Origin of the sequence: Photobacterium sanguinicancri, assembly GCF_002265265.1 — a bacterium.
Classification (GTDB): domain Bacteria; phylum Pseudomonadota; class Gammaproteobacteria; order Enterobacterales; family Vibrionaceae; genus Photobacterium; species Photobacterium sanguinicancri.
The window spans coordinates 1-22,406 of the sequence record NZ_NOIF01000075.1 but is presented as its reverse complement, the minus strand read 5'-3'; the positions used below and the strand labels follow the sequence as shown (position 1 = coordinate 22,406).

General features: G+C 42.4%; 19 protein-coding genes. 9 read left to right on the top strand and 10 right to left on the bottom strand.

Annotation, left to right across the window (positions count from 1 at the left end; translation table 11 throughout):
• Positions 1-175 precede the first annotated feature (175 nt).
• From ASV53_RS12700 to ASV53_RS12675, 6 genes are all read left to right on the top strand, one after another.
• Positions 176-1,387, top strand: coding sequence for an ATP-grasp domain-containing protein (locus ASV53_RS12700; RefSeq protein WP_094957339.1), 1,212 nt, complete (start codon positions 176-178; stop codon positions 1,385-1,387).
• Entirely contained in the window at positions 1,384-3,177 is a 1,794-nt protein-coding gene (locus tag ASV53_RS12695) for an IucA/IucC family protein (protein ID WP_094957338.1), read from the top strand. Before ASV53_RS12700 ends, ASV53_RS12695 begins: the two co-directional genes overlap by 4 nt.
• An 85-nt stretch (positions 3,178-3,262) precedes the next feature.
• Positions 3,263-4,486 (top strand): MFS transporter, encoded by a 1,224-nt coding sequence (locus ASV53_RS12690; protein WP_094957337.1) that lies wholly within the window; start codon positions 3,263-3,265, stop codon positions 4,484-4,486.
• A complete protein-coding gene (locus ASV53_RS12685; protein ID WP_439126485.1) occupies positions 4,455-6,260 on the top strand; it encodes an IucA/IucC family protein in 1,806 nt (601 codons plus the stop codon). Before ASV53_RS12690 ends, ASV53_RS12685 begins: the two co-directional genes overlap by 32 nt.
• A gap of 10 nt (positions 6,261-6,270) precedes the next feature.
• The gene (locus ASV53_RS12680; protein WP_094957336.1) at positions 6,271-7,479 is read left to right on the top strand and encodes a type III PLP-dependent enzyme; all 1,209 of its coding nucleotides are present in this window, start codon (positions 6,271-6,273) and stop codon (positions 7,477-7,479) included.
• A 226-nt stretch (positions 7,480-7,705) separates the two neighbouring features.
• Positions 7,706-8,245 (top strand): hydrolase, encoded by a 540-nt coding sequence (locus ASV53_RS12675; protein ID WP_094957335.1) that lies wholly within the window; start codon positions 7,706-7,708, stop codon positions 8,243-8,245.
• Positions 8,246-8,349: 104 nt separating this feature from the next.
• On the opposite strand, the gene ASV53_RS12670 is transcribed toward ASV53_RS12675, so the two are convergent.
• Entirely contained in the window at positions 8,350-9,111 is a 762-nt protein-coding gene (locus tag ASV53_RS12670) for a DmsC/YnfH family molybdoenzyme membrane anchor subunit (protein ID WP_094957334.1), read from the bottom strand.
• 168 nt (positions 9,112-9,279) lie between these two features.
• A complete protein-coding gene (locus tag ASV53_RS12665) occupies positions 9,280-10,671 on the bottom strand; it encodes an MDR family MFS transporter (RefSeq protein WP_094957333.1) in 1,392 nt (463 codons plus the stop codon).
• 258 nt (positions 10,672-10,929) lie between these two features.
• Between ASV53_RS12665 and ASV53_RS12660 the strand changes: the two genes are divergently transcribed.
• Together ASV53_RS12660 and nagA are read left to right on the top strand one after the other, a co-directional pair.
• Entirely contained in the window at positions 10,930-11,472 is a 543-nt protein-coding gene (locus tag ASV53_RS12660; protein WP_094957332.1) for a hypothetical protein, read from the top strand.
• Between the two features lie 330 nt (positions 11,473-11,802).
• Positions 11,803-12,939, top strand: a complete 1,137-nt coding sequence (gene nagA / locus ASV53_RS12655) for an N-acetylglucosamine-6-phosphate deacetylase (protein WP_094957331.1) — start codon at positions 11,803-11,805, stop codon at positions 12,937-12,939.
• 130 nt (positions 12,940-13,069) lie between these two features.
• Here nagA and ASV53_RS12650 read toward each other — a convergent pair whose 3' ends face one another.
• The 7 genes from ASV53_RS12650 to ASV53_RS12620 form a co-directional block, all read right to left on the bottom strand.
• A complete protein-coding gene (locus ASV53_RS12650) occupies positions 13,070-13,522 on the bottom strand; it encodes a dCMP deaminase family protein (RefSeq protein WP_062689345.1) in 453 nt (150 codons plus the stop codon).
• 220 nt (positions 13,523-13,742) lie between these two features.
• Positions 13,743-13,943 (bottom strand): DUF2986 domain-containing protein, encoded by a 201-nt coding sequence (locus tag ASV53_RS12645; protein WP_062689343.1) that lies wholly within the window; start codon positions 13,941-13,943, stop codon positions 13,743-13,745.
• A gap of 206 nt (positions 13,944-14,149) precedes the next feature.
• Positions 14,150-15,037, bottom strand: a complete 888-nt coding sequence (locus ASV53_RS12640) for an aspartoacylase (RefSeq protein WP_094957330.1) — start codon at positions 15,035-15,037, stop codon at positions 14,150-14,152.
• 82 nt (positions 15,038-15,119) lie between these two features.
• A complete protein-coding gene (locus ASV53_RS12635; protein ID WP_094957329.1) occupies positions 15,120-16,724 on the bottom strand; it encodes an ABC transporter ATP-binding protein in 1,605 nt (534 codons plus the stop codon).
• 6 nt (positions 16,725-16,730) lie between these two features.
• Positions 16,731-17,753: an ABC transporter permease gene (locus ASV53_RS12630; protein WP_094957328.1), complete on the bottom strand. Its 1,023-nt coding sequence runs from the start codon at positions 17,751-17,753 to the stop codon at positions 16,731-16,733.
• Positions 17,753-18,841, bottom strand: a complete 1,089-nt coding sequence (locus ASV53_RS12625; protein WP_094957327.1) for a microcin C ABC transporter permease YejB — start codon at positions 18,839-18,841, stop codon at positions 17,753-17,755. The genes ASV53_RS12630 and ASV53_RS12625 overlap by 1 nt, the downstream gene beginning before the upstream one ends.
• Before the next feature lie 104 nt (positions 18,842-18,945).
• Positions 18,946-20,760, bottom strand: a complete 1,815-nt coding sequence (locus ASV53_RS12620; RefSeq protein WP_094957326.1) for an extracellular solute-binding protein — start codon at positions 20,758-20,760, stop codon at positions 18,946-18,948.
• A 236-nt stretch (positions 20,761-20,996) separates the two neighbouring features.
• Here ASV53_RS12620 and ASV53_RS12615 point away from each other — a divergent pair, with 236 nt between their 5' ends.
• Entirely contained in the window at positions 20,997-21,452 is a 456-nt protein-coding gene (locus ASV53_RS12615; protein WP_062689333.1) for an RNA methyltransferase, read from the top strand.
• A gap of 66 nt (positions 21,453-21,518) precedes the next feature.
• Here the strand turns inward: ASV53_RS12615 and ASV53_RS12610 are convergent, their stop codons facing one another.
• Positions 21,519-21,899, bottom strand: a complete 381-nt coding sequence (locus tag ASV53_RS12610) for an NADH:ubiquinone oxidoreductase (RefSeq protein ID WP_094957325.1) — start codon at positions 21,897-21,899, stop codon at positions 21,519-21,521.
• Positions 21,900-22,406: the final 507 nt, after the last annotated feature.

The following is a 22,406-nucleotide window of genomic DNA, read 5'->3' as shown; positions in this document are numbered from 1 at the left end:
CTATTCGTCGGCATCGTCAGATGTGTATAAGAGACATGCCTTGTGAAACAGAGTAATAAACAACAACCTGATCATCACAAGGCATACAAAATAACAACAATAACCATAAGAAAACAACGGGTAATCGCACAAGCGGTGAGCACGTATCAACGACAGTTTAAAGTTAGGAAAGCTTATGAAATCTATAGCTATTATAATTAGCCATGTGGTGAATGACGCCGTAACACACGGCTTTGTTCCCGCAGCTAAAGCACTAAATATGCATACAGTGTTAATCACAGATCATAAATTAGATCACCTTAATCTCGCGATTAACGATAAATCATTTCATCCAGATCAAATTATCGAGTGTGATGTTTTTAATCCGCTCGACATTATCGATACCATTATTAAAAATGGGTTTTCTCCGAACATTATATTTAGTAATAGCGATCACCTTCAGACTTCAACCGCTATTGCTGCTCAGTTTTTTAAGCTACCAGCAAAATCATGGGAAGTATGTCTCAAAGCTAAAAACAAACAGCTAACACGAGAAACTCTTGATGAAAAAGATTTGCCTAATATTAAAAGTTGGTTAATCCAATCTGACCAAAACTTACCTGTATCGCTACTATTTCCACTAGTTGCTAAGCCACGTGAAGGCGTCGCAAGTATGGATGTTCAGCTTTGTAATGACGAAAAAGAATTAAATAAATATTGTCAGCAATTTTGGCAAAAACAACCTAACACGCTAATATTGTTAGAAGAATATATTCAAGGCCCATTAATAACATTAGAAACACTGAGTGATGGTCAGACAATAATACCTATTGGTGGCTTCGATGTTCAATTGTCAAAACCGCCATACTTTATTGAAACATCCGCGAGTTGGAACGGCCCTCTTAGTGAAAAACACCAAGATGCTTGTTTACAACAATTGACTGAATTTGGTATCGGGTTAGGTGTTTGTCATAGTGAATTTATTCTCACTAAAACAGGTCCAGTATTAGTTGAAATTAACTATCGAAGTATAGGTGATGGACGTGAGTTTTTACTTAATAACTTAGCGCCATACTCTTGGTTTGAAACCATCCTGCAACTCCATCAAGGTTGGAAAATTGATAAGCCCTTAGCAATATCAGGCTCTGCAGAAGTGCATTATATTATTGCTGAACATAGCGGTATTATTACCGGAAACACCAAATCCAATAAATTTCAACTCGATGGCATTATCACTCAGTGCCAAGTACTCTGCCGAGCAGGAAAAACGTTAACAATAAGCCATTCAAATAAAGATTACTTAGCTCGGATCTCAGTTGCCTCACCTACTGGTAAGCCACTTCAGCTACCGCTGCAACAAGCTATCAACGCCTGTGACCTAGTATCAGAACAAGAGGTGCTCGCATGAAAAACCATCATAAATACCTCACTAAACGTCTCATCGATACTTGTCTTCGTGAAGACCTTTTTGGCATTGTTTCCCAAGCAAGCATTCTTCATACACCACTCGATGCTGCAGCCAATTGGGATCAACTGAAAACACATCAACACTGGCTCATTTTCTCTATCGAGGAGCACACACTCTACCTACCTATTGAAGCTGGCTATTATATGCAACACTGGTTTTATTTTGATGAAGGGTGGCTGCAAAAATATCAAGGCAAGATAACCAAACAAAGTGGTTATGAGCAATGGATTCAACTGCTAAAAGTATGTGCTTCTGAAGGTTCTCAAGCACTTCTTGAGGCCTATTTAGAAGAGCTACAATGTGCTGAAAGCCATGGGTTACTTTGCGATAAAGCGTATCACAGCCAAAAAAAGAAGCTCTCACACCCTTTTAGTGAGTTGACACCATGGGATGAACAGCTTCTACTCGCCGATCAAATCGCCTCTTACTTAGATCATCCTTATTATCCAACTGCACGCGCCAAGTTTGGCTTTAACGCACAAGATCTGGTGAAGTATGCGCCAGAATACTCAAATAGCTTTGCCCTAAACTGGCTTGCCGTTGAAAAATCGCTTGTCACGTTGACGTCAGATCAGCCAGATTGTTGGCCAACGATGGAAGCCGCTGGGTTGCCAGCAGATTTTGCCTTAAGCCATGTACTCATACCTGCACACCCACTAACCTTCAGTACCCTTAATACGTTACCACAAGGCATAATCAAAGCACCCAACGCCGTATTAGACGTTGTTCCAACGTTATCAGTGAGAACTGTCGTTGTTAAAAACTCACCAGAAACTCACATAAAAGTCCCCTTAGTGATGCGTACTTTGGGGACCAAAAATATTCGCTTAATCAAACCGTCCACTATCTATGACGGCCACTGGTTTGAACGGTTATTAGCGCACCTTGAACAAACTGATCAACGCTTAAACGGGCTTTACTTCCACTGCGATGAACAGCATGGTGGCCATGTCGGTGAAGACAAAACATTTGCCTACATTGTACGAAGTTATCCACTACAACACGCAAGCGAGAAAGCACTTATCCCCGTCGCTGCGCTGGCAGGTTTAATGCCAGATTCACGTTTATTCTTAGAACACCTTGCTGAACAATATTACCACGGTGATATTCTTCAATGGTTCACTGATTACGTCAATTTACTTAATCAAACCCATTTAACACTGTGGCTTAGATACGGTATTGCACTTGAATCTAACCAACAAAATGCAATTCTTGCTATTTCTCGTGAAGGGAAAATGTCATTAGCAATGAAGGATAATGACGCTGCTCGAATTTGGCCTAAACAGTTCAAACCGTTTGAAGAGCATGCGCCAGTTAAGCTTGGACAGTTGCTCGACCAACGAATTTTAGTTGAAGACGAGCAAGCTCTTGCTCAAATGTACACCACAATCACGCTTCAACTTGATATCGCCGCTATCGTTGAAGCTATGGCCCATGCAGGTGTAGCCACATCAGCAACACTCTATACCATTGTACGTCGCTCGATAGAGAATAATCTGGATGAGCTTGAGTCAGCAGGCTGCAATACTGGCTTTGCACGTCAACACCTTCTAGAAGACGATTTCTTCTACGCCAAATACTTACTCAGCTCAGGAAGCTTACTCTCTAAACAAGCCTCAGGTGCAGAGGACATCAACAAGTTTTATGGCAAATCAGCCCCCAACTTCCTCAAGCTAACCAGTGAGAAGTTACAGAAAAATCACATAGATCAACTCAATCAGTACAACTGAAGCTTAGAACTTATGTAAATGGAAATTGACGTAAATAAGAACTCGCGCGATATAAAATCTCGCGAAAATGGAAACTAAAATACGAATGACAAAACTCATTTATAGTGTGCTGCTATGCCATTTTATCGCCGCCTTTTCAGCGCTTGGGATGCCGTTATTTCTTCCTATGGTAATACCAACATTAGGAACAAATATAGACGCTCAGTGGATTGGAATACTGTTTATATTACCGACACTGTGCACAGCAACTGCATCACGGTTCTGGGGATTATTTGCCGATAAGTATAGTAAGCGATTATCACTATTGAGAGCGCAAGTCGGCTTAACCGCTGGGTTTGTGCTGTGTGGTCTTGCGACCGACTTGCCCACTTTTGTCATTGGTCTAATTGTACAAGGAACATTCGGCGGAACGATGGCAGCTTCAAACAGCTACCTCTCCAGCCAGATATCTGATCGTAAAAAGCTGGGCCAAACATTAAATAAAACGCAGCAGTCAGCACGATTAGCATTAATTGTGGCGCCTATTAGCTTGGGATTTACCCTTTCAAGCCTAAACCCCCTCAATGCATATTTGTGGCTAGCAATACTGCCTTTATTTGCCTTTGCGCTAACGCTACATTTACCTAAAGACCAGCCAGTACTCTCTGAACGCCAAAAGGACAGTAATAATCAAAGCCTAAATAACGATTCGGGAAATGCACAAAATAATGGTCAATTAAGCAAAATCATAAAGCCTTCGAACATAATGGTGCAACTTTATATTCTGCAATTCATGTTTGCTTTTTGCATGGTCGTTACCTTTCCTTACTTTGCGCCCTTTGCTCAGTCACAAAGTATTGATAGTTCAACCATGATTGGTTTTTTATATGCTTTACCTCATCTTGTGTACCTACTACTGGCGAGTGTGATCCATAAGTGGTCGACCACCAGCCGTCGTATTCTTCTCGTTGGCTTTACTACGTTGGCAATAAGTAACCTGACTCATTTACTTCCTTATATGAGTTCTCTTATTGTCGCGCGTCTGTTGTTTGGTATAGGGATTGTTTTGTGTTTTCACGGCTTACATCAATCGCTCTCACATCACTTTAGCAAAGCTAACAGTGGGCGAGTATTTTCTCGATTTGATGCAATGTCAAAATGGGGAGGTGTTATCGCTGGTTTATGTGCTTCTTATGTATCAGGGTTTGGTTATCTGTCTGTTCCTTTCATCATTTCATCATTAATCAGCTTTCTCGCTGTTCTGATGCTCACTTATACGTTTAAAGAATGGGAACAACATGTTATCGACACCAAATTTGCGCACCGTTAATGCGCTCGCAAGCCAAGAGAAAACACAGTTACAAGCAACGATGGGCATACTCAATTGCTACCTGCGTGAGTATGCGATCCCAAACGATCACTTAGAATGGGAAAGCAAGGATGCAACCGTGCCACTGACCCTGCGCCATGGCAATCGCTCACGCCTTGTTAACCTTAACTTCCCTATTCATAAAGCGAAGATGATTATCCCAGTGAACTACATCAGTGAGATAGGCAAAATTAGCCTTACTGATCGTCCTTGGTTAAAAAAGAAGGGTGAAACATGGCATAAATTAACAGCCGAGCAAACGCTCAACTGGTTATTGAGCTACCTGTCATCAGCATTATCGATCCCATTTAATACCGAGCTAATGGAGCAGCTCTCAAATAGCCTTCAAGTAACAGAACAATTTGTTCATACCGAAGGAAAAAATAACCATCACAATAGCTTCATCGCGAGTGAACAAGCCTTACTTTGGGGTCACGCTTATCATCCAACACCGAAAAGTCGAGCTGGTGTTTCCATGGATGACCTGCTTGCGTGCTCACCCGAAGTGGGTGCAGAATTTCCACTGTACTGGTTTAACGTTGCCAAAAACCTTATTGATACGCTTGGCGATACCAGTCATGGTTTGCACCCACAGCAAGCCATAGAGAAACTGACACCAGAGCATTCTGCCAGTGATGAGCATGTGCTATATCCATGTCATCCATGGGAAAGCTATACAATTCTAGCTAACCCAGCGATCAAGAGAGCCATTGCCCAAGGCTTGATTACACCATTGGGCACTGGTGGAAAAGGAATCCATCCAACATCCTCTGTTCGAACACTTTATCACCCTGATATCAATTGGTTTGTGAAGTTCTCTATCAATGTTCGATTGACTAATTGCGTCAGAAAAAACGCTTGGTATGAGCTTGATAGCGCAGTACAGCTGACTAATATATTAAAGCCCCTGCGTGAAACGGAACAATTACATAACCCTGTATTCAAAGTTATGGCTGAACCTTTCGCCACCACCATTAACTTATCGCGCATCGACGACAACGATGAATCGAATATTATTAAAGCACGCGAATCTTTTGGCATTCTTTATCGCGAAAATTTCACCTTGAGTGAAGTCGATAACCTCCAACCTTCATTAGCTGGTGCTCTCTTTTCTTATGATAAAAACGGAAGAAGCCAAATAGCTAAGCAACTCAGCTCGAAAGCGATATCCTCACAATGTAGTTACGCTCAGATAGCTAACTTGTGGTTTGAGCGTTATATCCACTGTTTAGTACCCGGCGTGTTCAACTACTTCTTCAAGCACGGCGTGGCATTCGAACCTCACTTACAAAACACCTTAATTGGTTTTGACCAGAATATGCCTTGCTGTGTTTGGGTTCGAGATTTAGAAGGTACCAAGCTTCTTCAGCAGCACTGGCCTGACAGTCAATTACAGTGTCTATCCGAGCGAGCCAAACAGTCCGTTTATTACACTCGAGAGCAGGGCTGGAACCGCATTGGCTATTGCACCTTTATTAATAATGTCAGTGAAGCCATTTTCTTCATTGCGAATGGTGAAAAAACCTTAGAAAAACAGCTTTGGCAGCATCTACGACAGGCCATACATCAATGGCAATCAATCAATGGCAAACAACCTGAGTTAGAAGCACTACTTCAAGGTGGTGCGATGCCAAGCAAAAACAACTTCACAACTCGGTTAATGAAAAAAGCAGATAAAGAATCGAATTACACCATGATCCCAGTGCCATGGATAAATGCTCAAGAAGGTTGCTAAGGAGAACATAATGACAAATGAACAAACGCTACCCAGTCATGTTATTGACGAAATTAAAAACCTTGCAATTAGCCATAAGGAAGAACCACTGTGTGCCTATCTTTACGATTTAGATCACCTACGCCAACATATAAGCACTATGGTTCAGGTGCTTCCTAACAATGTTGAGTTATTCTATGCTGCTAAAGCCAACCCAATGCCGAAGATCCTATCAACACTTGCGCCTTTCGTTAATGGGTTTGAAGCGGCCTCTGGTGGCGAGTTAACCCACTTAGATCAACAACAACTCAATAAGCCGTTAATCTTTGGTGGGCCGGGGAAATTACCTTCAGAGCTTAAACAAGCCATACGCATGGGGGTTGATGCTATTCATGTTGAAAGCTTAGTCGAGCTACAACGCATTGGTGAAATAGCTCGTCAATTAGAAACACCGGTCCCTATTTATCTAAGAATGAATATCGACATCGGTGAGATAACACTGAGTAAACTCGCGATGGGGGGGAAACCGACTCCTTTTGGTTTTGACGAAAATGAATTACCCAATACATTGCAAGTTTTAAAGGATTACCCTCTCATTGAATTGAAAGGATTTCACTTTCACTTAATGTCTCATCAATTAAGTGTGAAACGACACCTTGCATTAATGCAAAAGTATTTCTCCATTGTTAAACACTGGCAGTCTCAATATCAACTTGGCAAGCTAGCTATCAATTTGGGCGGCGGAATGGGTATTAACTACCTGGATCCGCATGCGCATTTTGCTTGGGCAGAATTTTGTGACAAATTAGAATTTTTGATTGCGACGGAGAGTATGAAAGAGTGGCAGCTAAGATTTGAGTGTGGTCGCTTTATTAGTGCCGCTTGCGGGTACTATGTAATGGAAGTACTCGATATTAAAAAGAATCTTGGTGAAAACTTTGTTATTGGGCGTGGCGGTACTCACCATTTCCGTACCCCAGCGGCACAATCGCATAATCACCCATTCGCAATTGTCGCCAATCATAACGACACTTCACCGTTATTGCCGAAAGTAACACTCGAAAAAGTGACATTGGTTGGGCAGCTTTGTACACCCAAAGATGTGTTAGCTACTCAACAAAACGTAAAAGAAATTGCGATTAGTGATTACCTCGTTTTCACCTTAGCTGGCGCTTATTCATGGAACATTTCACACCAGAATTTTTTGATGCACCAAGCACCAATTTTCCACTATTTCTAATCATTACGATGGCCAACAGCTAACAGATACGCACTTACACAGTAACTGCTGAGTAAGTGCTATCTTTACACTTTACAATCCCGCTCACCGCCCTAGCCTTTTTCAGCCGTTAACTTCAAATTACTTTGACACAAACATATAAGCTAAGCCAATGAAGCTGCTACACTTTATCTATAAACGATAGTTAAATTAACAACCACACGGACGCTATATTTAAGGACAAATTATGCTCGATGCTGATAACACTGCACTTGTGATCATTGATGTTCAAGGCAAACTTGCCCAAATCATGCACCAACGCGATGAGCTATTTGCTCAATTACAGGTAATGGTGAAAGGTGCACAGCTAATGAAGCTACCGATTATCTGGGTGGAACAAATTCCAGATAAACTGGGTACGACCATCCCCGAACTGCAGGCTTTACTCACGGATCAGTCTCCAATCGCCAAAAATACTTTTAGCGCCTGTGGTAATCAAGCGTTTCAAGCCACATTAGAAGCAAGCCAATGCAGTAACATCATGGTCGTTGGTATCGAAGCGCATATTTGTGTCTATCAGACAGCGATGGATCTTCATCACGCGGGTCATCATGTGGAAGTTGTCACTGACGCTGTTTCTTCTCGTCATCCAGCGAATAAACAACTAGCGCTTGAAAAAATGGCCCTCGCGGGTATTAAAATGACCAGTACTGAAATGGCGCTGTTTGAGCTGCAGCGCATTGCCAAGGGTGAACAATTTAAGCAGTTGCTTTCAATCATCAAGTAGTGAGTAAACTCGTCACCAAAACGCAAAAAGGCGATACTAATTAGTATCGCCTTTATTATCCATGATCTATTTTCAGGCTTGGTGAGATAACCAAGTTTAGGCCGCTATACGCCCACCCCAGCAAACAATGAAGACAGGAAAATCAGTAATAATGCAAATGTCATTACGCCTTGCACTGGTTTAGATCGCGTAATCATTGGCATTAACCACACACCAGTAGCAGCAACGAGTAAACCTAAACTTATAATTTGAGCAATCAAAGGTCCTGTTTCGTTTTGAGCTTCTGCTAACGCCTTAAGATCACCGAGTTGGCTAGCACCTGTAATAAAGCACACAATCGCAAGTAGCATTCCGCCAATAGGGAAAATACGGTTAACCGCTTCTACTTTGTGCTGCGATCTCACTAATGCGGCATGAGCAAATAACATACCTCCGACCATAGTCGTTGCCATAAAATGAGAAATCACCAACCAGTGCGACGAACGTACAACAAAGCCATTCACTAAGTAGGCTATACCCAAAACCATAACATTTACGAGTAAGACTTTACGGAACCCTTCCGTGGCAACTAGGCCCTTTTCAAAAAACCAATAACAAATCGCAGAACCAAAAAAGACAATAGCAAGCAGTACTTCATTGGTCAGTGAATATGCCGAATGCGCTTGTATCAACATAAGATTGCCTTCACGCAAAATTAAAGAAACAAAAAGCATTAACCACAAGGCTGGCATAGTTCTATGAACGCGGTCACTCTGTCCAAAGCAGAGCTTGCCACTCAAAATCACACAACCTAACGAAATAAAAGCACCAATAGCGAGCTGAGAAAATACGCTCGACATAATAAATGGCCAATTGGACCAAGACATGGGAAACCTCTTTTTCAGTAAAAATAGGTAGATACTTGTTTACTGAAATAACACTGTCATTTTGAAAGCGAGTATTTTGCCCTAAGAAAGCGCAACACTCCAGTACGAAAAAGGCGTGCCACGCACGCCTTCTCTCTTTAGTATACATTTACAGTGCTATTTACGCCGTTAGTTGTCCAGCGATTGATGCCGCAGCAAAAGTAGAGTCAGTACTAACGCCACAATAGCAACGATTGCCATCCCACCGTAAATCACGCTAAACCCTTCGGCCAATTGGCCTGGCGCAAAATCGGCTAGTGATGTTTGGCTATGCCCGTCGATATTTACTACCGCATTACTGGCTGACGACGTTGACAGTTGAGCATGAAAAAGTGCCGAACAAAATGCAACACCAATCGCCCCGCCGAGTTCACGACCAAAACTGAACATCGACATCCCTATACCTCGATCAGCAGGTGGTAATACATTTTGTACGACCACACTTAGCGATGGAATAGTAAAGCCGAGACCTAAGCCTGCAAGCCCCAAAGCAAGCGACACATAATGATCACTGTGTAAAATCCATAGCGCAATCGCAGCCAGTGAAAAGCCGACCACAACAAATGGTTTATATTTACCCCTACGTGCAATCAACTTTCCGCTACTAAACGCTCCTGTTGTGATGCTGAACATGAAGATCATCATCAACATACCGCTTTCTGATGCCGTCATCTGCTTCTGCCATTGCATCTGTAAGGGCAAATACACAAGCACGGCAAACATTAGTAACTGCGATAACATCATCAAACCAACACTCATCATGTAACCATCAAGGTGCACTAAGCGAGCAGGTAAAATAGGATCTGTCTGTTTGCGCTCAACCAACACTAATAGAATGCCCGATATAATTAACACCGGAACAAGAATATAATTACTGATTGCTGATTCTGGTGACACCACCAGCAGCAACACAGTAGACAACAACATAAGTAAGCCAGCGCCCTGCCAATCAAATGTAGAACGCCTTCCTTTGCTTAAATGCGACAAGTTTCGGTTCACCAACCACATCGCTAATGCGCCTAACGGCAAGTTGATCCAAAATACCCAGCGCCAATCTGTGTGTTCTGCAAAAAATCCGCCTAATAGTGGACCAGCAATGCTTGAAACCGCATAGACTGCAGAAATATAACCTTGATACTTACCCACCTCTCTTGCAGGAATACAATCCGCAATCACGGTAAAAGCCAGAGCTAATAGTCCCCCGCCTCCAATCCCCTGCAATGCACGCCCTGCAATTAAGCTCGGTAAATCTTGCGCGAGACCACAAGCAATAGAGCCTAAAACAAAAAGAACAATACCAATGTTCAGCATGCGTACACGACCAAAAATGTCGCTTAATTTTCCATACACAGGCAATACGGCAGTTGCCGCCAATAAGTACGCCGTGATTACCCAAGTCAGTGCCTGACCAGCACCTAGCTCTTCACCAATAATAGGCAAAGGCGTTGTCACAATACTCTTCTCAAGTGAGCCCAGTGCAATCACTAATGAGACACTGGCCAAGACAGTTTGCGGCTTCATTACAATCTCCAACAATATTCAGCGACACCATAATGTATTTATCTGTGAAGGTACATTTAACAATTAGTACTATCTCAATTAATTTACTAAGCAGCTTTTAATATGGGTAACGTACTTATAAGTAAGCACTATTTTACATCCACAGGCTTTTACCCTCAGTGTTTATCGCAATTAATTAGACTTCACCATGCAGGAGTGACAGCGTCACCTATAATTAAATGCGTCCTTTTTAAGGCGGATAAAAATCCGAAGATGACTATGAATACAAAACTAAATATCTTACTTACCAGTACGCTATTAGCAGGGCTCTCTTTTAACCTCTACGCCGCTGATAGCAGTCCGAAAGAAATGTTAGAAGATGCACTCAGTGCAGCGCCACCGACTTTGAAAGATAAAGTCACAGTGCTGGACTGGGAAAAAAATGTATTACAAAAAGGTGATAGTAGATACACCTGTTTCCCTACCCCTCCACAGCTCGAGGGCAAGGCACCTATGTGTATGGACGAAGCTTGGATGGAGTGGGCAGATGCTTGGATGAACAAAAAACCATTCCAAGCTAAAACTATCGGTATTTCATACATGCTGGCAGGCGATCAGGGGGCCAGTAATATCGACCCTTACGCTGAAGGTGAAACCGAAGAAAACCAGTGGGTTAGAGAGGGTCCGCACCTAATGATCATCACCCCAGATCAAAGCTTACTGGATTCGCTGCCCGTCGATCCAAATAACGGTGGTCCTTATGTCATGTGGAAAGACACCCCATATGTACACATCATGATCCCAGTGGGTGAAAGAGACTAAACAACCCAATATATAAACACTCCTCAACGCTTTCATATATAGCCTCTCAATAAAGAGAGGCTATATATCATCAATAAGATTAACCATCTCCTGCTAACAAATCAAAATGTAACTGGCATTATTGGGTTTGCGTATAATTATAAGTGAAAACATAGCCAACCATTGACCTATCGCTTTCTTCCTAGTATCTTATTTTTCATTGTGAATTAAGTGGTTTTCTCAGCGTACCTGATACTGGTAAGCACAGAGCAATACCAAAGCTTTTATTATTTAGACTGTGTTACCAGCCAGTAGAGACGATGACTGAGTTGGTCGATAAGGAATAATGCCATGTCTTTACGTGCTATCACCAATGTTGATGTTTTCGACGGAACTAACACCCTTTCAAATCAAGCAATCATCCTACAAGGTGATGAAATCATTGATGTACTGCCATTAGATCAAGCAACGCTGCCAGAAGTCGTCATTGATGGTAAAGGGGCATTGGCAACGGCAGGATTCATAGATATCCAACTCAATGGTTGTGGCGGTGTACTGCTTAACACAGATATCCGTAAAGCCACTCTTGATACCATGAACGCGACTAACCTTAGTCATGGCACAACGCAATACTTGCCTACATTCATCACTAGCCGTGAAGAACCAATGAAAGCAGTAGTCGGTATGGTGGCTGATATCGCGAATCCAGCAGCGGAAGGTATCTTAGGTTTACACCTTGAAGGGCCATTTATCAGTAAAGCTAAAAAAGGCGCACACCAGGAAGACTGTATTCGTGAATTAGACGAAGCCACGGCCCGTTACCTTGCTGATAACGCAGCTCATATCAGCGTGATCACGCTAGCACCAGAAAATACATCTCAGAGTGTGATAGATATTCTGACCGACGCTGGTATTACTGTTTCACTTGGTCACACTAATTCAACTTATGACGAATGTGCAGAGAAAAACGGCCTGACTATGGCAACACATCTTTATAATGCGATGACACCATTAGGTTCGCGTGAACCAGGTACGGTCGGTTATATCTTCGATCAAAAGCCACATGCCGGTATTATTGTCGATGGTATTCACTCGTCGTATGCATCGGTACGTATTGCACATCAGCAATTAGGCGACAAACTCTTTATGGTGACCGACGCTGTTAACCCGGCGGGTACCGATATGACTGAATACGACATGGCAGGCACAAAAGCCTACGTAACCGATGGTAAATGTCACTACGCTGATGGCACCATTGCAGGCGCTGCTATCACCATGATTGAAGGTGTGAAAAATCTCATCAATCATGTTGGCGTATCAAAAGAAGAAGCGCTAAGACTTGCTAGCCTTTACCCTGCTAAAGCACTAGGCATAAATAATCACTACGGCAAAATTGCTAAAGGCTATAAAGCAAACATCACTCTACTTAGCGATGCTCTTGCCGTCACCTCAGTATTCCAGATGGGTACAGAGCACAACTACAGCTAATAAACTCATCATCATACTGCTTGATTTAAATCGAAGAGTTAAGGGTTAAGGGTTAAGGGTTAAACATAAAAAAAGAGAGTAGCTCAGGCTACTCTCTTTTTATTTGAATCTTGGCTCGTCCTAAATAAGGTTAAGGCGCTTCTTTCAGCTCATCAACAGGTAGCCAATCTACTTTTACATTCGCTTGCTCGAACATATCTTGGCTTACTTTGATCTTTTCACCCCAGCGCGATAAAAAGTCTTCACTTTGTTCAGGGCAATGCACCGCAGTAATACCTGTCTGGATAATCTTCGCTGCACAATTAGGGCACGGGAAGTGTGTCACCCAAACTTCACAATCATCGAGATCACGCTTAGCAAAAAGAATGGCATTCTCTTCTGCATGTAACGTCTTCAAATATTTCATGTCACGATCATCAGTTTCTGCGCTGTCAGAAATACCGTGCGGATAACCATTAAAACCAACTGAAACTATGCGGTTGTGCTTGGTGATAACCGCTCCTACTTGCGTAGAAGGGTCTTTACTCCAAGAGGCAACCAGTTCAGCCATCTGATTAAATCGTATTGCCCACTTTGAAATCATTTTCTTCCCCACTAAAACACGTTCTATATTTATTCATATCGCGAATCGATATGTTGGCCTTTGTAATCTTATTCTGCCAGGTATTCCTAACAAGATTAAAAACGCCACCACACTGTGTCGCTAGCAACTTCCTTTATAAGCTCGTACACATTCAATAAATCAGTGTCACTCAATGAAATTCTCGTTGAGTGACACTAAGATATCGAATTGACTCGCAATATTATTCTGCGTCAGCTTTCGACTCAGAATCTACTTCTGCAGTCGCAACTGTGTCATTTTGTGCAGCCAGAGCTTCTTCTTGCTCCATTTTTGCACGATCAGCCTTAGAAACATAACGAGGCTTGTTGCTTTTATGGATCTTAGCGTTAGCTTGTTTCATCCTTTTTTTAAGGATCTGGTTCACTTTCTTTTTACGGTTCATGATGTCAGCATTCGAGTAATATTCGTAGCAGGCGATTATATACGTAACTACCACTAAGATGCGAGGTCAATCACGGAAATGACCATTAATATGATCTAGATAAGTGATTAAGATTACTCGCTCTATCGACATCTTAGTTAAGCGTTCACATTAAACATCAAGACCATAAAGAATCGCAGACAATTACATAGCAACTAACGCATTGCCTAGTTGACATTCACTATAATTTTTTCAGCCAAAGACATCGCTAGATTATTATCGTAATACGCGGCTTCATTAATGAAGTGTGGGTATGCGATATAATCCCCTTCCCAGCACACTTCAGTACCATCAAATAAGGTAAATATTGGGTCACCATTTTTCAATGGCTTGAAATCACCATCTTGAACTGAGTGGTGGACCATACCCGCTCGCTCACCGTCGTCATCTAAAGGTAGTGATAGCGTTTCTTTGTATTTAAATGCTTCTAATTTTTCTCGTAAAACAGGCACTTCACCTCGATTATGTAGCTCAATAAAATCGAGGATATGCTTGGTCATCTCCGCCATCCAATCGAGTACATCTTGGCGAATAACTGACTGAGGTTGCGGCCCGACCTCGACAATTACGCCTTGGGGTGACATAGAGCTTAAAAAGAAGTGCTGTTCTACTGTCGCATGGTCTTCAAACACCACAACCGCTGATGGCATATGCTGTTTAACATATGCTCCCATCTGACGATTGAATGCATCAGATTGTAATAAGATCAGTGAAGGTCCCATATTACTGGTGGTATTGTGCAAATCGATAATAAAATCGGTTTTAGCATCACCTTTAGGCCCCAACTGCTGATTAAGGGATTTTGCCAAGCACTGCTCATAGCCACGAAGGTTCGGGTTATTCAAATCTTCATGGCTAAACTGACGATTTAAATCAAAATCAACATAACGCTTGTTTTGCTCAAACGCTTTTGCATTGGCGAGTACGGTTTCCGTTGAAAAGGTACTGCGCGAAATTATCTCAGGCTGCTTATCCCAATGACGTAGTAGATAAATACCCGAATATTCATTACCGTGTGTACCGCCAACAATTGCAACCGTATTGATCTTATCCATTTCTACTCTGTCCCTGTAATACCTTGAATAACTAAGGTATATCACCTTTGCTATTCAAACGATACAGATAAAACAAGAATAATCATGCAATTTTATTAACAGCAGACAAGCTAACTAATTGCTGCGTATATTCATGTTGTGGCTCGGTGAATAACGCCGCTGTTTCACCGTGCTCTACCACTTTCCCTTGTCGAAGCACTAATGTGTAATGACATAGGGATTTCACGACATTCAGATCATGGCTAATGAATAAATAACTTAATCCATACTTTTGTTGTAATGCTTTCAGCAAATCCAATACTTGTGATTGAACGGTACGATCTAATGACGATGTTGGTTCATCCAACAAAATGAATTCAGGCTTCAATACCAACGCACGTGCGATAGCAATCCGCTGACGCTGACCACCAGAGAATTCATTAGGGAAGCGGTGCCTAGTGGTGATATCAAGCTCAACCTCTTCCATGACTTTACAAATCGCGGCATCTTCTTCATCCGCTGAAAGCTGCGCATGCACTTTTAATCCTTCCCCGATAATTTGTGCAACAGACATACGAGGATTTAAAGCAGAAAATGGGTCTTGAAAAACCACCTGCATTTTGTGGCGAAATGGCAGCATTTTCTTACGATCAAAGGTAGAAATATCATGTCCGTCGAACTGTATAACCCCTTCACTTTCAAGCAACTTTAATACCGCCATACCCGTTGTTGATTTTCCACTACCACTTTCTCCGACCAAACCAACACTGTGGCCTTTTCGCAAAAAAAAATTGACATCAGTTACAGCTTTCACATGATCAATTGTACGCTTGAGAAGCCCGCCTTTTATCGGAAACCACACACGTAAACCATCAACGTTGAATAAAGGTTCGGACTGCATATTAACGGGAACGGGTGATCCTTTCGGGTCTGAATCTATCAGCTTTCTGGTATAGGGATGGCTTGGGTTGGTAAATATAACCTGTTTGTCATCGGTTTCAACGACCCGACCGAGTTGCATCACAGCGACCCTATCCGCAATTTGACGAACAATGCTCAAGTCATGCGTAATAAACAGCATAGCCATGCCCATTTCTTGCTGTAAGCTTTTCAACAAATCGAGGATCTGCGCTTGGACCGACACATCTAGCGCCGTTGTAGGTTCATCTGCAATCAATAATTCAGGCTCGTTCACCAAAGCCATTGCTATCATGACACGTTGACGTTCACCGCCTGATAATTCGTGAGGATAAGCATTCAAGCGTTTTTCTGGATTACGAATACCGACCTTATTTAGCCAAGTCAGGGCATGCTGTTCAGCTTGCTTAGATCGCATACCTCGATGAATAGCTAAGGTTTCGCATAACTGCTGCCCAATACGGTGCAATGGATTAAGTGACATCATAGGTTCTTGGAAAATCATGCCAATGCGGTTACCCCGTAACCCTCGCATTTCACGCTCACTGCAACTCAACATATCAATATTGTCATAATCAATGGTGCCGTTGATGTAGCGTGCTGTCGCTTTTGGCAATAAGCGTAAAATGGCATTCGCAGTCACTGATTTTCCCGAACCACTTTCCCCTACTAACGCGAGCGTTTCACCTCGGTTAATACTGACGCTCACATCTTGTGTAACTTGGTTTACATCTTGCCCTCTGGCAAAACCTACCGATAAGTTGTTTATTGTGAGTAACGTTTTAGGCATAACGGCTTATCCTTGCTGGTGAGGGTCGAAGGCATCACGCACCGCTTCGCCGATAAATACAAGTAAACTCAGCATGACAGACAAAACAGCAAAAGCTGATAAACCAAGCCATGGCGCTTGAAGGTTGGTTTTACCTTGCGCTAACAGTTCCCCTAACGAAGGCGAGCCAGCGGGAAGACCAAAACCAAGAAAATCGAGAGACGTTAAGGTGGTCACTGAGCCACTCAATATAAAAGGCATCATGGTCAGTGAGGCAACCATGGCGTTCGGTAGCATGTGCCGTAAAATAATTCGGCTATCGCTGACTCCCAACGCTTGTGCCGCACGCACATAATCAAAGTTTCGGCACCGCAAGAACTCCGCTCGCACCACACCGACAAGCCCCATCCAACTAAACAGCACCATAATCCCTAACAGCCACCAAAAATTAGGTTCGACAAAACTGGAAAGGATGATGAGTAAAAACAAGGTCGGCATGCCTGACCACACTTCAATGAAGCGTTGCCCCATTAAGTCTAGCCACCCACCGTAGTAACCCTGACACGCCCCCACGACGACACCGACTATGGTTGAAATAACCGTTAAAGCAAAACCAAACAACACTGAGATACGAAAGCCATAGATAATACGAGCAAGTACATCTCGCCCTTTATCATCGGTGCCAAGCCAATTAACCGCATCAGGAGGTGACGGTGCAGGCCCAGCTAGGTTGTAATTGATGGTATCGTAACTAAAGCGAATTAGCGGCCAAACCATGTAGCCCTTTTGTTCAATCAGATCGATAACAAATGGGTCGGTATAATCAGCTTCTGTTGCAAACTCCCCACCAAACTCAGTTTCTGCATATTGCTCAACAACTGGGAAATACCATTGCGATTCAAAATGAATCAATAAGGGTTTGTCATTCGATATTAATTCAGCAAATAAACTAACAAGAAATAATACAGAGAAAATCCATAGCGATAAGTAACCTCGGCGGTGGGCTTTAAAACGCAGCCAGCGCTGCTGTGTTAATGGATTCATTGCCATTAGCGCGCCTCAAAATCAATGCGGGGATCCACCAAGGTGTAGGTGATATCAGAGAGAATATTCAGTAACAGCCCGAGCAAGGTCATGATATACAAAGAACTAAACACCACTGGGTAATCACGTTGGATAGTCGATTCAAAACCGAGCAGGCCAATACCTTCAAGCGAGAACATCACCTCTATCAGCATTGAACCGGTAAAAAACATACTGATAAAAGCACTTGGAAAACCCGCGATAATGATCAGCATTGCGTTACGAAACACATGGCGATAGAGAATGTTATTTTCATCTAGCCCTTTTGCGCGAGCTGTCACCACATACTGTTTATTGATTTCATCAAGGAAGGAATTTTTCGTCAGCATGGTCAATGTGGCGAAACCGCCTACCACCATCGCCAAGGTTGGCAACGCCAAATGCCAGAAGTAATCGCCAATTTGTTGGTACCAATTAAGTTGTTCCCAATCTGGCGACACTAAGCCGCGTAATGGAAACCAGCTAAAGTAATTGCCACTAGCAAAGAAAATAATCAGTAAAATCGCAAACAAGAAGCCTGGAATAGCATAACCAACAATAACAACGGCACTACTCCAAATATCAAAGCGCGAACCGTGATGAATGGCTTTGGCTATCCCTAAAGGAATAGAGACCATGTAAATGATAATGGTACTCCACAACCCCAACGAAATAGAAACAGGCAACCTATCAATAATAAGATCGATAACGTTGCCACCTTTAAATAAGCTATCGCCAAAGTTAAAGGTGGCGTAGTTTTTAAGCATATCAAAATAGCGTTCGTGCATAGGCTTATCAAAACCAAACTGCTTCTTGATGGCTTCAATCACCTCAGGATCTAGCCCTCGGGATCCTCGATACCCCGTTCCTTGCTCCCCGTTACCTTCCGTTAAAGCAACTTCTTGACCACCACCTGAAAATCGCTCCATGATGCCAGAAGAATGCCCCTCTAACTGTGCAACAGCTTGTTCAACAGGGCCTCCAGGCGCAATCTGAATAACAAAGAAATTAATGGTGATGATGGCCCACAATGTGGGGATAACCAGTAACAATCGTCGAAGAATATATGCAGCCATACCATTTTGTTGGCCACACCAGTGCCAACACTCCTTATGATTATTTTACCTTAGTCAGTTCGTGCTCATTACGCACCCATCATGCAGCCATTACAGATACAGCTCTATTGGCGCTTCTTCGGCAATCTTTTCACTTTCTCTGCATCAACCCACCAGGTATCTTCCCCTAGGGTGTATTTCGGACGAATAGCAGGACGCGCGAATTTATCCCAAGTCGCAATTCTAAATTTACTCAAATGCCACTGTGGGATGACATAGAAATTCCACTGCAATACACGGTCTAAGGCACGGCCGTAATCTAACAGTAATTCAGGATCATCTTGGTTCTCTGCAATCTTTTGAGTCAGATAATCAGCCGCAGGGTCTTTTACTCCCGCGGTATTATAAGAACTGTCGATATAGTTACTGTTCCATGCAATCAACAAGTTACGGCTTGGATAACGATTAGCCCCATACCCATGCGAAACCATGTCAAAATCTCGGTCACGAAGGCGTTTCACATACTGCGTAGTATCCACGGTGCGAATCTTCATGTTCACACCAATCAGTTTCAAATTTTTCTGAACAGGAATGGCGATGCGTTCTGTGGTTGGGCTGTAAATCAGCAGTTCAAAATCAAGGGATTCCCCCGTTTTAATATTCGTCATCACCTTATTGCTTAGCTCCCACCCAGCTTCTTTCAGCAGGCTAAGGGCTTTTCTTAAGTTAGTACGAATACGCCCTGAACCATCAGATATTGGCGGTTGATATGCTTGGGTAAAAACACGTGCGGGTATCTGACCTTTAATGGGTTCAAGTAAGGTTTTCTCTGCCTCAGATGGCAAATTTTTCGCTTCATAATCTGTATTTTGAAAGTAGCTACGAGTGCGTGTGTATTGATCATAAAAAAGCGTCTTGTTCATCCATGAAAAGTCGAGCGCATAATTCAATGCTTCTCTCACTCGAACATCTTTGAAAACATTACGTTCGGTATTAAAAACAAAAGCCTGCATCGACTGTGGAATTTCGTGGGCGATTTCTTCTTTCTTAATCAGACCATTATCAAAGTTTTTGCCCTGATAAAGCGTCGCCCAAAACTTAGCAACATTCTCTTGGCGAAAATCGTATTCTCCCGCTTTAAACGCTTCAAGCGTTACCGTCTCGTCACGGTAATAATCATAACGAATAGTATCGAAATTATGACGACCAACATTCACCGGTAAATCAGCCGCCCAGTAGTCTTTGACTCTCGCGTAAGTAACACTTTGCCCCGCCTTATAATCCGAGACTTTATAAATACCGCTACCTAAAGGTGGCTCATTAAGAGGCTCACCCAAGTCTTTACCTTCCCAATAGTGCTTAGGTAATACCGCCATACCTTGTACTAACGAAAGTAAAATTTCTCGATTAGGTTTCGCCATCTCTATCCGAACCGTTCGTGTGGACTTCGCTTCTACCGACTTAACGTCTTTGTAGTAAATTCGATATTGCGGCACCCCTTCAGTTGAGAACTTCATGAAGGTAAAGGCAACATCTTCAGCGGTTATGGGATGACCGTCGTGAAAAACAGCATTAGGATTCAGGTCGATTTCCATCCACGCATAATCATCGTTATAGCGAGCCTTACTGGCTATGAGCGGATAATAGCTTTCTATTTCATCTTCTGAGGGCAGAAATAAGGTGTCGTAAATAGCTTCTGCACCCGCAGCAGAAACACCACGCGTACCAAAACGATTAAAACTATCAAAGGTACCAACACGAGAATAAGTGATGTTTCCCCCTTTTACCGCTTGGGGGTTAACATATTCAAAATGGGCGAAATCACGTGGGTATTTTGCTTCACCAAAACCAATTAAGCGGGTAGTTTCTACTACTTCCGCATGAACAAACTGCGCACTCATCATTACTATTGCAACAGCTAACGATAACTTCCTCTGCATAAAAATCTCCCGCCGATCATACTCGCAAGCACAACAAAAGCTAAAAAACGCATAATTATCATAATAATACGATAGGACATAAGTCTCGATTCAACAACTTATCGCCTTGATATTCTTAGAAGAACGGAGGTCAAAGCCACGCTATTACGTAACAGATTCAAGAAGATATAAATCTCCTGATTTTTATCGCAAAAATCCGTATAATTCGGCTTCATTTAATTTTGAAGATGAGTGTTATGAGCAAAGGTTACTCTTGTGTAGGGCTTTTTAACCCTAAGACCCCTGAAAATGTTGGTTCAGTGATGCGTGCCGCAGGCTGTTACGGCGTGAATTCTGTTTTTTATACGGGTACACGATATGACCTTGCCAAACAGTTTTGCACCGACACCAAAAACGTACATCGCGATATCCCACTGATCGGCGTTGAAGATCTTAAAGCTGTATTGCCTTTAGGTTGTGTACCAGTTGCAGTGGAGCTATCCGATGATGCAAAACCACTACCCGATTACAAACACCCAGAACGTGCTTTTTATATTTTTGGCCCTGAAGATGGCAGCTTGAAAAAAGAGATCACTAGTTTTTGTCGCGAAACTATCTATGTACCAACAAAAGGCTGCATGAACTTAGCAGCCGCTGTTAACGTAATTTTGTACGATCGCTTGGCAAAAGGTGAGAACTTCTCACACCACTAATCGATATGCATAAAAAAACGGGCTATCTCATGATAGCCCGTTTTTTTGAAGAGGGTTAAATTCGCATTACGCAGGTTGCGTTTGCAATTTTTGCTTCTCTTTTACACTAAGTTTTTGCATTTGGTATTCACGCAGTTTTGAATAACCGTATGTCACAACAATAGAGAAGAACAAATAAGACAATGAGAACACAATTGGAGAATTGATCAGGTTCGCTTCTAAACTCCACATCACCCCCACCACAGTGACTACCATTTTAGCCGCAAGGCCTAGCAGCAACATGAGTAAAGCAAGTTGCGGATAACGTGTTGAACTTCGAAACGCTAGCCAGTAACCACTGCCGACTGCAATTGCTGCAACCGCAAAACCGGCAACAAAAGAGTGATAGTGCTCGCCCGAAAAAATACCAGCGACGATAGAGATAAGGAAAATAATACCAAGTTTCATACACACCTCTTTAGTGCAAATAAATTAGAAAGCATCCTTTCAACGTGCTACTCGATTGACAGATGCATTTTCCCATGAATCGCACACTTTTCATACCACCTAAATATACCACCTCGACTCAATCACATTATTTTTCATAAATTTACATTTTGTAACATTGCAACGTGTTGTTTTTCAGACACCGCACACATCGATGTTAAATCAATGTTAATACAACCAATATTGTAAGAAATCATTTCAAACAGTCTACCTGTAACCATTAATCATGCCTATGTTGCACTTTTAGTGAGATACACCTTATTTATACGAAGAATCCTGATGTTATGCAGATTTAAATATGGAATTTTATTTTTCATTGCTGGGGTGTGCATTTTTAAGCAAATTTTTGCACTTATCGAGTTTAAATATTATCAATCGCGGCTTTGGCTTTGGCATTGGCTTTGGCTTTGGACTTGTATTGGGATTGGGCTATCTTATGGACTTCGGTATCTGCAGTTGCAGAGGCAT